12 protein-coding genes and 1 pseudogene are annotated in these 12,335 nt (G+C 58.1%); 8 read left to right on the plus strand and 5 right to left on the minus strand.

Annotation, left to right across the window (positions count from 1 at the left end; translation table 11 throughout):
- Positions 1 to 455: 455 nt before the first annotated feature.
- Entirely contained in the window at positions 456 to 1,091 is a 636-nt protein-coding gene (locus tag NLM27_RS42160; protein ID WP_254149237.1) for a ParA family protein, read from the minus strand.
- A gap of 264 nt (positions 1,092 to 1,355) precedes the next feature.
- On the minus strand, positions 1,356 to 1,769 hold the full coding sequence (locus NLM27_RS42165; RefSeq protein ID WP_254149238.1) for an SAM domain-containing protein: 414 nt from the start codon (positions 1,767 to 1,769) through the stop codon (positions 1,356 to 1,358).
- A 262-nt stretch (positions 1,770 to 2,031) separates the two neighbouring features.
- On the opposite strand from NLM27_RS42165, the gene NLM27_RS42170 reads away from it, so the two are divergent.
- Positions 2,032 to 2,253, plus strand: coding sequence for a hypothetical protein (locus tag NLM27_RS42170; RefSeq protein WP_254149239.1), 222 nt, complete (start codon positions 2,032 to 2,034; stop codon positions 2,251 to 2,253).
- Between the two features lie 7 nt (positions 2,254 to 2,260).
- On the plus strand, positions 2,261 to 2,719 hold the full coding sequence (locus NLM27_RS42175) for a hypothetical protein (RefSeq protein ID WP_375142350.1): 459 nt from the start codon (positions 2,261 to 2,263) through the stop codon (positions 2,717 to 2,719).
- A gap of 70 nt (positions 2,720 to 2,789) precedes the next feature.
- Here the strand turns inward: NLM27_RS42175 and NLM27_RS42180 are convergent, their stop codons facing one another.
- Both NLM27_RS42180 and NLM27_RS44275 read right to left on the minus strand, forming a co-directional pair.
- Positions 2,790 to 3,404, minus strand: a complete 615-nt coding sequence (locus NLM27_RS42180; protein WP_254149240.1) for an NYN domain-containing protein — start codon at positions 3,402 to 3,404, stop codon at positions 2,790 to 2,792.
- Positions 3,405 to 4,665: 1,261 nt separating this feature from the next.
- Positions 4,666 to 4,902 (minus strand): DUF2188 domain-containing protein, encoded by a 237-nt coding sequence (locus NLM27_RS44275; RefSeq protein WP_375142351.1) that lies wholly within the window; start codon positions 4,900 to 4,902, stop codon positions 4,666 to 4,668.
- Between the two features lie 248 nt (positions 4,903 to 5,150).
- Between NLM27_RS44275 and NLM27_RS42185 the strand changes: the two genes are divergently transcribed.
- The 3 genes from NLM27_RS42185 to NLM27_RS42190 are packed head-to-tail and all read left to right on the plus strand — an operon-like array spanning position 5,151 to position 6,607.
- A complete protein-coding gene (locus NLM27_RS42185; protein WP_254149241.1) occupies positions 5,151 to 5,657 on the plus strand; it encodes a sensor histidine kinase in 507 nt (168 codons plus the stop codon).
- 6 nt (positions 5,658 to 5,663) lie between these two features.
- Positions 5,664 to 5,924 carry an ATP-binding protein gene (locus NLM27_RS44280; RefSeq protein ID WP_375142361.1) on the plus strand — a complete coding sequence of 87 codons (261 nt, stop codon included), beginning with the start codon at positions 5,664 to 5,666 and terminating at the stop codon, positions 5,922 to 5,924.
- A 20-nt stretch (positions 5,925 to 5,944) separates the two neighbouring features.
- Entirely contained in the window at positions 5,945 to 6,607 is a 663-nt protein-coding gene (locus NLM27_RS42190; protein ID WP_254149430.1) for a response regulator transcription factor, read from the plus strand.
- Positions 6,608 to 6,725: 118 nt separating this feature from the next.
- Here NLM27_RS42190 and NLM27_RS42195 read toward each other — a convergent pair whose 3' ends face one another.
- Complete coding sequence (locus NLM27_RS42195; RefSeq protein ID WP_254149242.1) at positions 6,726 to 6,896, minus strand: hypothetical protein; 171 nt, start codon at positions 6,894 to 6,896, stop codon at positions 6,726 to 6,728.
- A 1,867-nt stretch (positions 6,897 to 8,763) separates the two neighbouring features.
- Between NLM27_RS42195 and NLM27_RS42205 the strand changes: the two genes are divergently transcribed.
- From NLM27_RS42205 to NLM27_RS42215, 3 genes and pseudogenes are all read left to right on the plus strand, one after another.
- Positions 8,764 to 8,934 carry a hypothetical protein gene (locus NLM27_RS42205; RefSeq protein WP_254149243.1) on the plus strand — a complete coding sequence of 57 codons (171 nt, stop codon included), beginning with the start codon at positions 8,764 to 8,766 and terminating at the stop codon, positions 8,932 to 8,934.
- 1,408 nt (positions 8,935 to 10,342) lie between these two features.
- Positions 10,343 to 10,801 (plus strand): annotated as a pseudogene (locus NLM27_RS42210) (low affinity iron permease family protein).
- A 44-nt stretch (positions 10,802 to 10,845) separates the two neighbouring features.
- Entirely contained in the window at positions 10,846 to 12,000 is a 1,155-nt protein-coding gene (locus NLM27_RS42215; RefSeq protein ID WP_254149431.1) for an AI-2E family transporter, read from the plus strand.
- Positions 12,001 to 12,335: the final 335 nt, after the last annotated feature.

The raw sequence follows: 12,335 nt of genomic DNA on the forward strand, positions 1-12,335 counted from the left end.
GGAACGAGATAACCTTTGCTGTGCTGGTCGATCCGGATTGCACCGTGCTTGAGCGCTTGGCCGGCATACTCGCGTTCTCGTCGTTGTCTCTGCCCTTCGGTAAATGAAGACCTTGCCACTGGCGAGCCTTCTTGCGCGCGATTTCAGTCGCGGTTCGGGCGAGACCAGATGAGCGAGTGACCTTCCTCGCCTTAGACCTCGACCAGCGTCGCGTAGATCGGCGCCGCGAAGCTTGGGTCGAGCTTGTGCGAATAGGAGGGCCACGGGAAATACAATGGACGAGAGAAAATTAGCGGACAACAGTCACAAGTGAGTCTATCCACTCCGAATGCCGCAGAACGGAGCACGATGCCATCTGCGCGACGATCTTGGCGAGAACATCGCGGATTTCCCGACCAGCCTCTTGCGCAGAGCGACGCTTCAGCTTCCAGACCGGCAGACGTTCAGCGACGGCCTCAGCGTAGCCGTCCCGATGCAACGATCTTGCCCGGGAACACATATTTGCCAGCCTCGCGCAGGAGCTGCTCAAGATGCGATCTTTGACGGGGCGACTTTGTATTGAAGTTCGAAGGCAGCAACCCGAGGAACTTCGTATCCTGTCGGCCATAACGCCTCTGCACCCCGATCACGGTCTGCATCAGACCTTTGACCCCCTTGATCGAATAGTCCTCCAGATAGATGGGGGCCAGCACATGCGACGCCGCAACCAGACAGCCGACACTGCGAAGTCCAAGCGATGGCGGCGTATCGATGACGCAGGCATCGAACTGATCCGACGAGATGGCGAGGTTTTCTTGCAGAGTCGTTATGGCGGTGGCATTGCTGCGATCGAGATCCGTCAGCGAGCTATCGGCCGGCGCCAGCGTTAGGCCTTCGTCTTCCCTGGGCACTATCCGCGCCCCCGGCTTGAACAAATCCGCGGCTAACGTTGAGCCGGCGTAGTGCCTCAACGTGTCCGACGCATTGCTTTGCGCATCAACGTCGATCACGAGAACGCGGAGATTCGCTTCCGCCATGAACCAAGCCAAATGGACAGCAAGCGTCGTCTTGCCGACCCCGCCCTTTTGATTGTTGATGACAATGGTCTTCATCTTGAGGCCCGAAATGGGTCTAACGGCGCGGGAGTCATGTCCTTGTCCTCATGTCGTGGGGGATGTTGGTTTGAACCAACAGACGATTGCGAATCCGACCACCGGAACATCCCGAAATTCGCGCCGCCAACTCGACCGCCGTTTGGGCTGTCGCGAGCGCGTCGAAGAAATCGTTGAGGTACACCTGGGTATGCGCGACCATGCTGAGATTGGCGACCTCGACGCGTCCGGCGCCGGACGCGCGCGATAACTCCGCGCACCGGCTCAAGTGCCGATAGGCAGTGGCCATCCGACCGCGCGCGTATTCGGCATCGCCCAAACCGCCAAGCGCACGCGCCTGCATCTCTGGCGAATTCGCTCTTCGCGCGTAATCGAGCGCCCGCTCATGCTCCTGCACGCACTCGACGAGCCTTCCAAGCGGGAAGTAGAGATTGCCGCGCAGGAGGTGGGTTCGCGCGCGTTCCCCCGCGAGGTCGTCGTTAGCCGCCGCGCTGTTGCATTCCGCAACGCCACGATCGCGGCAAGCAGTTTACGGCGGTGGCCGACCGAGGTGACGCCAACCCCGATCAGATCGCTGGCGGTCAGGTGGGCAAGAACCTCGGCGTCAATGTCGTTCTCGCGGAACGCCTGCTCGTATTGCCCCAGTTCCAGACCGTGCAGCCAAGCCGCGACGTTCATGGGTGCCTCCAGGCCCGGTTCCTTCGCAGAGCACCTGCTTCTTCAGCCTGTCCCAAAATTTCATGGCAGGCGCGTTCAAATGCTAGCGCACCCCAGGACGTGAAGCTCCTGGCCCGTAGCGCACCTTCCCGGCAGGGCCTGCTGATAAAAGCGGACTGTGTTTCACGGTTATACAGTGGCCGCCGGTCGTGTTGCCTTCTACCAGGTTAGGAACGAGATCTCGGCTTCCACATTGCTTTTAAATTCAATAGGGAGCCGCAGCATGGCAACGCAAATCGTGATGGATCACAGCGGCGATAGCCGACACTTCTTCGACAACTCCAATGCAAATGCCTTGGCGGAGGCGGAGAGGCTTTTCCTGGAATTTATCGGCAAAGGCTATACCGCGGCAGTGCGTACGGGCCCGGGTGAGGCAACCAGGATCACCACGTTCGATCCAACCGCGGAAGAGACGTTGTTCTTCCCGCGGCTTGTCGGCGGATGATCATCCAGTGAAGAGAAAGTCTGGTCCTGTCGGCCGCTGGAACCTGCGAAGCTTGGCTGTGAGCACGTTGTATCAAGCAGCTAAGGACGAGAAAACGATTCACGGGCGGTCAATGCGACTTCTGCGTTCTTGGCTTTCGCCCGAGCAAAGGACCGAGTTCGATGCGAAGGGATACTTCGACGTCGTAGGATGCGATACCGGGAGGCGGTACCGCATCCGGCGAGGAACGTCCGCTAACATCAACGAGGTCGACAATTGCGGGCGGCTCGGAAGGGGGTGGTGCTTTGTTCCGCTGGGTGGCTTGGTCGAGGGCGACGTTATGCTGGCACAGAAAATAGCTATTGAGACGGACGAGGAGCGCGCCTTGAGCATCGCCAACAGCTTCCCGGGGCCGATGCGGTGGCGCCTGCCGGGCAGTCGTCCCTCAGAGGCGAGAAGTTCGCGCGTACGCCTTTATCCCGGGTAGAGCGCGCTTGAGATCTCGAAATCGGAAGGCCGTTTAAACCCTTGCACTCACCCGACACAGCAGCACCGATTCACTGCGGTGGGTCATTTCCTTTCGGCTCTTGTAAAAACTTCGGCAGATGGCCTCGCGGTTCGCGATCACGGGGGGCAGGGCGTTCGGACGGGTCGCGGCCGAGCTTGGATTGCAGCTCGACGAGATCGGTGAAGACGTCAGCCTGGCGGCGCAGCTCGTCGGCGATCATCGGCGGCTGGCTGGCGATGGTGGAGACCACGGTGACCTGCACGCCGCGGCGCTGGACGGCCTCGACCAGCGAGCGGAAATCGCCGTCGCCCGAGAAGAGCACCATCTGGTCGATATGCTCGGCGAGCTCCATGGCGTCTACGGCAAGCTCGATGTCCATGTTGCCCTTGACCTTGCGGCGGCCGGAGGCATCGATGAATTCCTTGGTCGCCTTGGTGACGACGGTGTAGCCGTTGTAGTCCAGCCAGTCGATCAACGGGCGAATCGAGGAATATTCCTGATCCTCGATGATCGCGGTGTAATAGAAGGCTCGCAACAACGTCCCGCGGCTCTGAAACTCCTTCAGCAGGCGCTTGTAATCGATGTCGAAGCCCAGAGTTTTCGCCGTCGCGTAGAGATTGGCCCCGTCGATGAAGAGCGCGATCTTATTGGTAGGAGAGGGCATGTGTGCCGTTTCCGAGCGAAAGTGCAAGGTTATAAGCCAAGAGAATTCTACATCCTCGTCGGGAAGTAGTCGGACGCATTTTATACAGATAGCTACCCAAGATCGTTAGCGCCAATGGTCGCGCTTTCGGACACGTCGGGTGAACTGGGTTCGGGAACTCTGCCCTAGCCGAAGTTGTTCTTTCCAAACTGTAATGTTTGTTGTCTATTGTTAGGGCTTCTTGAAGGGTGGTCGAACCATGGCCTTCGGCGACTTTGCTCTCTTCGATCTCTCGATTTGCAAGCGCGGCCGCACCTGGCGGTGGTCTGTTTCAGATCAATCCGGGAATCCTCTGTCGGCTGGCGACGAGCGCAGCCGGTCCGCAGCCCAATACATGGCGGCTCGAGCCATGTTCCAGTTATTGTTGACTGCTCCTTATCGCAATCGAAAGACGACGACGGGAGTTCATCGCCGTGCGACGGGACTAACCGAGGATTTACGTCCCGGGACCATCCGGCGTTAGTGTGCCGCTCATCGCCGTGCCGATCGGGGTACCGTCATGCCCAGTGAGATTGCGTTGATTGTAAACGGTGCGCGAGACTGAATGACCGCCAGTAGCTGAGAATCTGAGGATGGATCGACAGCGTTTGCGGTTAACCTGAAGGCCGCGCGGGCTTCGAGTGCGGGTTATCGATCGCCCAAGTCGACGTGTCTCGATAGGCTTTCAGGGCCAGTCGGCGGGCGAATAGGAGGCGCGATTCGCAAACGGAGCGGGATCTGGTCGCCTTCAGCAGTTCGCCGAAAGGTAGGTCACTGGCCCCATCTCATGGAATACAAAGGGCTTCCTCGATGTGACCTGTCAGGTGCCGCCCATAGAGCTATCTGAACAATGGCTGGCCTTGTACAGTGATCGGATTCCATCCGGTCAGCATCTCGCGCGTCCAGTCAAGAATTTCGAGTGCTCCTTTCACCGGTCGCGGCTTGCCATCGGCTCCAACAGCCGCAGAGTCATCACGGAAGTGGTTGTAGGCCTCCCCCATGTTCTTAAGAAATCTCCCCTGAAAAGTCGGATCCGACTCTCCAAGCGACTTGACCAGGCAAGTAGCCGGCGCAGCCGCCCCGGCGCGCACGTTCCATTCCTAGTCAGTCATCGCCATGTATCCCCTCAGTCGTGCTGCAATAGTCGTCGTCATGCGACAGCCCTATCGGGCGCCGCCTCCTTAGGACGTGTTGAAACAAACTCGGTTAAGGACGCCCTGAACCATTAGTTCGGCAAGCGCATCTATCCTTTCGTGCTTCGGGGATCGGCGCCGTACGTTCGCTCCTTCCGGATAGTACCATCGGACTTGTGCAATACTGCTTGTCCAAGTCCTCCTTGCCCTTCGGCTTTGTGGCCCGCGAGGATGGCGGCACTCTCGGCCGCCTTTTGAGTTCGATGGTTCGAAACCACTTCACCCTTGTGTTTGAAGGCCCAGCCTTCCTTCGAAGGAACGGAGTGAAAGACTTGTCGTTTGGCCATGACTGAGCTCAATACCGAGGTGTACGATGGCCGGTTTATGGATCGGCGACTCTACAGGGTCTATCAGTTTTATATTTGGTCAAAGCGTGGCTCCGAGGCAGAGCTTAAAGCGTCGCTTGACAATTATCGGCAGCACTGACCGACTGGAACGACAATATGCTGGCGATGCTGCAAATATTTTTCGGGCAGAGCATCAGAGAGAAATTCGACTTTGAGGTGGGTCGTAAATTTGTTCACGTAGCGAACTGGTGGAGGACTTCTATCGTCGATCAGACAAAAACGACAGCGCGTTACAACGATTAATTGAGAGCAACGTCTTCAACCAGTTGGCGAACGCCATGGAAGTCGCAACCACCGAGCGTGCCGACCTTGCGCGGCGTCTGGTTGAAGCTCGGGAGCAGGAAAGGCGTCACCTCGCACGCGTGCTTCGTGACGAGCTGGCCCAGAGCCTCAGTGCCATGAGTGCGACAGCTGCTTCGATCAAGATCACCGCCTCGACTGATTGTCCCTCTTTTGTTCCCGAAGCTCAGGCCCTTACGGAAACTGCGGGCTGTATCATGAAGGCGCTACGCAGTACCGTGCAGGAATTGAGACTGCAGGAGATCGACGATATCGGCCTGCTCACGAGCCTTGGGGGACTAATCGGCGATCATAATCTCCGCGGCTCCGGGAAGACCCACTTCCTGCTCGAGGCGCACGGCGACGTGAACGGGCTACCCCTGTCGGTTACCAGTCACATCTTTCATATCAGTTAGGAAGGTCTGACAAACGCTGCCAAACATGCGCAGGCGGCCATCGTGCGTGCCGTGGTGCGTATCGACCTTGCGTCAAGGTCTGGCGCCGGCTTGGTGGAGGCGACCGTTGAGGACGATGGTGCGGGATTGGCGCGCGAGATCAGGGGCGAGCTTGGTTTCGGCCTCGGGCTGATCGGGATTCGCGAGAGAACGCTCGCGTTGGGTGGGGAGATGAGCGTTGTGCCGAGGCCGAAAAAGGCCTCATCCTCAGCGCCAGCATTCCCGTGACGGGTACCGCCGGTCCAGCCATGAGGCCACGAAATATCAGCGTCATGCTTGTCGATGACCACGCAGTTGTGCGTGAGGGATACCATCGGCTTCTTGAAAAACATGAAGGCATTACTGTCGTCGCCGAGGCAGCCGACGCGGCCGGCGCCTATCAAGCGTACAAGAGCAACAATCCCGATGTTGTGGTGATGGACGTTTCATTGCCGGGTCGCGGCGGCATAGATGCCATTCGACAGATACGTCAGTGGGATCCAACCGCGCGCCTGCTGGTTTTCACCATGCACTTGAGCGCGACATTCGCTCTCCAGGCCTTCCGGGCGGGTGCAAAGGGCTTTGTCACCAAAAGTAGCCCGCCCGAATTGCTCGTTAGTGCGGTGTGCGACGTCGCTGCCGGCCGGGTTGCAATTTGCCCCGAGGTCAGTGACGCCATCGCAAGGAGCCGACTACAGGACGATGCAAGTATCATTGATACTCTTTCCCCTCGTGAATTCGAGATACTGCGAATGTTACTTGATGGCCGGTCTTCCGAAGAGATAGCCGCCGCATTCAATCTCAGCCCAAAGACGGTCTCGAACTATCACTACGCCATCAAATCGAAGCTCGGCGTTTCATCCGACGTTGAGCTCGTGCTTTTTGGCCTGCGAAGCAGCTTACTAACGCTAGGGAAAGAGCGAAAGCACTAGACAATTTCCGATCTGCCAAACAACTGGCGGGTCAAAAGCTAACATCCGGCGGGCGGGCCGGAGGTCCGTAAGGTGGACAGAAATGCCTTGCCCAATCCGCTCCCACGGGGACTGCCTCTCAAGCGTCTTCTGGCGGCAGCTTCGCTGCCAAGTGGGGCCAGTTGCGCTCGATGATGCCGCGCAGCTCGAAATCGACTTCGTCGATGGTGGCGAAGTTCTCCAGCTCAAGGCGAAGCGCTTCCAGTTGGTCTGGGTCAAGCACACGGCCTCGGTAGATTTCTATGGACATGACGGGTCAGCTAGACAGCCTGACGAGAACCGGCCCATTGCCAACGCGCGCATCGGTCAACGGGCCGTTCCGGGTGGATGGCGTGAGAGTGTCGCGCCACCGACCGACATCTCAATCTCTTTGTTGGCGACTCGTTCCCGCAACTCAGGACACCGCGACAATCGTCTCACCGAGGATCCCGGCGACTACGTCTTTGAGCGTTATGTGCGGAAGCCAACTAGTGACGAAGACCGCAGCGAAGTCGATCGCTGCGGCCCACGCCTTGTCAAAAAATCCCGGGTGAAAAGGTCTAAGTGGAATATGCAGCCAGCCCCGGTGACGATCACGGTAGACGCGGTGAGATGTTCCCGCGCCAACCTTTGTGAATCGGAAGTTAAAATGGCTCTGCCGTTCGGTCAACGAAGGGCTCAGTATGAGCGACCCAAGCCGTTCCAGAGCTGGACGTGAGGAGTAGCGCCGGGGGCCGCGAGCGCGCGTACTCAACTTGCGCGCTGATGGATGTTTCCGCAAAAAAATTCGGCGCGTCGTATCAGGACGTGGCCGGAGATTAAGCGTGCTGCAATATCGGGCGCGCATTGGGCTGCCCTCGGCCGAGCTAAGACGCCACCAGCAGGCCAACCTGTTGTCCGCGATCCGACTGTTCGTCCTCGACTAGGCATCGTGCCGCGGCAATCCAGACTCAGCAGCCGACACCATAGTCATCCAGTGATGGAGCGCGAGCTCTGAGGCGGCCCTGCTGAGAATAGCATCGTGCAGTACCGCGCATTAAACATCATATTTAAAATAAGTCGCATTTAAATAAATTAAATGGACAAAAACTTAATATTAATTAGGGGTGCTTGGCGCCGGACGAACGCGTCAAGGACCTCCGAGAAGCGGTCCCGTCATCCTGCCCCCCTGTTTACGCCCCAAGGATGTAGGGGCCGCTTCTTTGGCAAGTTGCGAGGCGAATCATGGGCTTCCTGTCATTGGGCAATTTATTTTTCATCTCCGCCGCAACAGGCACACTCCTACTGGTTGAGATCGGAGTATTGATCATCGTGGGTGTGATCTGAGCCACTGAAAGAAGAGGAACGTAAGGCGTTCTGGAGGTAATTTTAATTTCAGCGCTTCCCTGGCCACCAGACCAAAGGCGGCCTATCGGCCGAGATTTTCGTGGTGCGCAAGGCAATGAGGCAGAGGGCCGTCCCTGTAGCTCGGGGCAACCAGCGCATATAGCGCTCCAACTCGTCCTCGCCGGCCGGGGCGTTCCCTCTCTGCCGAATTCACAAATTTGAATCCCTCAGGGCTTGCGCAACTGTTTCCCTCACCTCGATCAGCCGCTCTGTGGTTTACCGATTAGGCCGCCGAAAGATTACATCATGTCGCCGCTGCGAGGAGCCGCACGTAAGTCCCGCTCTCGTGCAACTCGAGCCAACCTTTCCCGATCGCATGCTCGATGCCGGCGCCAAACTCCGCCCGCTCGCTTTGAGCGCGTAGAGGAAGGGGGCGTTGATCTTCTCGATATGAATTCGGCCGTCTTGGACCGGCTCAGTGCTGGCGGCGAGCTGGACGATCTTGCGGGCTGCGGCTTCCGGATCTGCGGGGACGGTCGGGCCTGAATTTCGCCATGTCTATCGCTCTTCGGTCGGGTGAACCCTTTTATAGGGCGTAATCTGCCTTGTCTCGGTCAGCTTGATCATGCGGGCAGGCGGCGCGTAGCGCGGAGTACGGCACGACCGGCATTTGAGCGAAGCATCGGGTTTCCAAGCCGCGTATCCCGGGGCCGGCGGATGTCCTTTAGCAAGCACCTGCATTCTGGCTTAACGCATGTAAGTGCCTGCATCACCGAAACAGGCTAGGCTCATGTCCAATCGGAGGGTCAACCATGCCTCACCGAAAATACCGCGAGCTAGAACACCAGTGCCGCGTCCAAGCTGCGATCACGGGCCACAAAGAGACCAAGCAAGAACTCGAAAAATTGGAGCACGAATACAAGGTCATTGCTGACTGGTTAGAAGCGCGCCAGCAACCTGCCAGCGAAACGCAGTCCGAATAGCGAGGCTATCGAAGTTGGAGGCCTTCACCGCAATTATGAAAGCATGTCCGCGATGGCCGGCGGCAAATCGTGCACGCACGGTAACTAGATCCCAAGTTGCAACTGGGTCGTTCACCTCCGCGATGATGTTTGCCCACACAGCTTGCCTGATCGCCGTGGAACGGCGGATGGGCGGGGATAATTCGTAACCGCTCAAGCGAGGCTCACAGAACTGCCATCGAGGACACCGAACCTATCCGCACCAACCATCGCGTGGATTAGCAGCAGAGGCTCGCGGAGCGCCGCGCCCCTTATGGAGCAACAAGAAGGAACAAGAGGTTGCGCAGCCAGCCTCGTCGCGATTTAATCCGAGCGACAGCGGCTGAGGACTCCATAGTGTGGCATCAAGCATTCCGGTTAAGCGTATGGTTACCGATGGCCCTTGCGCCTGCCGCCGTCGCACCGGCTGCTGCATACACGGCAAACTCCATCCCCTTGTGGGGGTGCAGCCGAGACGCGCGAAAACGGCAAGACGCCAAAGCCAGACGTAATTCAATGCTTCACGAGATCGGTTCAGCGCTCGTCTTGATAGCCGTCACGAGCCTCTATTTCTCGCCTTGGAATGGATCATTGTGGAACCGGTAACAAGCTTTCTTGCTCAGGCAGGTTGCAATCACTCTACGGTCTCTAGCTGCGGCGTGCGCGGTTGCTTTTGGCGTTGCGGCGCTTGTCTCTCCTCACTAACCATGAAGGGGCTGCCAACCTCGGCGGGCTCTGCACGTTCTGGCGGAGAGCAGATGCGCTTCCATGGCCGCCAGATCGTCGCTCCCCGGCATCCATCAACCGGTGCCCCGTCAGTTGCTTAGTTGTGGACAACCTCCTGAGAGACCACACTTAGGCGACCGGATCTGGACTGGCGCTGGCACCAGGCGGCCTCATATCATCCGCATGATGAGCATCGACCCGGATGCCCATTCTGGTCCCCGAGCTCGACCACATGCACTGGGCGCTCGAGATGTCGTGCATGGCAGGTGCGGGGGAACGGATTCTGAACGCCGTGCCACTCACCGAAATCAAGCGTTATCGGCGACCTGGACCAAATATGAGGTGGCCTCGGGTAAGTTGATCGCTTGGGACTTTTAGCCGGCAGTTGGAATTGAAGCGTGATGGTACGCTCAATCGGACGCGCTCGCCAACGGCAGACTTCTCACACTAGATCCGCGATCCGATCTGAGAGTCGAATATGAGCGGTGGGGCATCTTCCTCGAACGGGAGCCACCGAAATGGCTCGCGCGGTACTGCACCCGTTGCACCAGCGAGCAGCGACAAGCTGGGATGATGTAGTGCTTAGGGCAGCCGGCCGTCTCTGGAACCCGGTAAGTTCTTGACCGTTAAGTGGCGAGACAGCGAAATTCTGAGAGGGAAAGTGGTGCATCGTCGGGAGCCGCATGCTGAACTGTCGTCAACCTCGCGGTTCTTCAGTGAACTCGCCAACCGGACCTCTATCGCGGCTGGTCGGGCCTCTACGTTCCTTTTGGCCGCCGGCGTCGTGGTCGTCTAAGCGATCAGTGGGCCACTGTTCAAGTTCTCGGACACCTGGCAACTGGTCATCAACACCGGTACTACGATCGTCACCTTCTTGATGGTTTTCCTCATTCAAAATTCGCAAAACCGGGACAGCGCTGCAATACAGGTCAAACTTGATGAATTGATCCGCGCTGGCGCTGCGCGCAATTCAATGGTTGGTATCGAGCACCTCAGCGATGAGGAGATCGAAGAGTTGCGGAAAAAATGCGAAGCGCGTGCTTCCGCCGAGCGGCCTGGTAAGCTGACGGTCGAAGAAGCTGATCACGCTGCGCGCCAAGCAGCCGAGCGCGTAGCAAGCTAACAACTATCGCATCAGTAGGAGGACTCGCAGCTCGAGTGGCCAAGATGTCCGATCCAGTAAAGCGAGGCGCGTCAAGCAAGCGTCCACTCGAGCGAAAAGAGGGTTCGTCAAAAGAGTTAGAGAGAAAACCGCTGCCTTTGGACGCTGCCGCGCGACTGAAGGGCAGAGTCGTGCTTGCCCTGGTGCTAGTCGCGCTTGCATTATGGACCGCTGCTGGCTTTCTGCCATCGCTGATTTGGGCGACCATTCTTGCCGTGTCGCTATGGCCGCTCTACATCAAGTTTGCGATGCGCTTTGCATCAGGCTCCTCTGGCCTGGCCGCGTTCATCTTTACCACCATCGTGGCACTCGTGCTGTTTACGCCGATGGCGCTTGCCGTCTACCAGATCGCACAGCAGGGTGACGTCCTCGTCAGCTGGTTGAAAAGGGCGCGCGAGAGCGGGATTGAAGTGCCCGACTGGATTGCCCGAGTGCCGATTGCGGCCGAAAGTCTGCAGCACTGGTGGCGCGCTAACCTTTCAGATCCAGAAGCTGCGACCGCTTGGCTACAAAGCATCAATGCGGACAATGCTTCCGATCTTTTTAGAACCTTTGGCGGGCAGCTAATTCACCGGCTATTTTTCCTCCTGTTTTCGCTTTTTGCTCTATTCGTCCTGCTCCGCAATGGTCGCGCGGTTGCCAATCGCGTCTTACAAACTTGCGACCGACTTCTCGGAGAACCCGGGGAGGGTCTAATCGAAAGGATGGTCGATGCCATCCGCGGAACGGTGAACGGCACGGTGTTGGTTGCTGTGGGTGAGGGACTTTTGATTGGGGTCGGCTATCTCGTCGCGGAAGTTCCGAATGCAGTGATGTTCACGGTTCTGACAACGGCATTTGCAATGCTCCCGTTTGGCGCTTGGCTGGCCTTTACCGCCGCTGCCCTGGTCCTGGTCACCGACGGCGGCAGTGGATTAGCAGCCGCAGGCGTATTCTTTTGGGGCGCGATCGTTATGCTAACGGGAGATCATCTTGTGTGGCCGATCTTAGTAGGCGGCTCAGCGCGGCTCCCATTTCTTCTTGCCTTTGTCGGCATTTTTGGAGGACTTGCTGCCTTCGGACTTATCGGTTTGTTTTTGGGGCCGGTCATCATGGCGGCATTGTTGACTGTGTGGCGCGAATGGGTATTTCGACCCGTTGTCAACGAGAAGACCAGCTGAGCCACCGAACGCGAGCTACTCAGACAGCCGCCAGCCTAAAGCCTTTCTGGTCTTAGCAGCGTCGCGAGGTGGACTAAGCGCCTCAGGTCTCGCCTCCGTCATCCGGCATTTCGGCTGGTGGCCCAAGACTGACGGTGACGTCAGTCCCGGAACTCGCGGGGCCGGCTTGACATCAATTGCGAGATCCGGTGACTTGTGCATACCGCGGACACGTGCTGTCGGCCGCATGAACAAGTTGACGCGCGATCTCGTCCATCAGGTCGTCATGGAGCACTGACCACACTTCTTACAATTTTACGAGCGCGATAATAAGCATGGGGCGCCGCGCCATGTCT

The organism is Bradyrhizobium sp. CCGB12, from assembly GCF_024199845.1.
GTDB lineage: Bacteria > Pseudomonadota > Alphaproteobacteria > Rhizobiales > Xanthobacteraceae > Bradyrhizobium.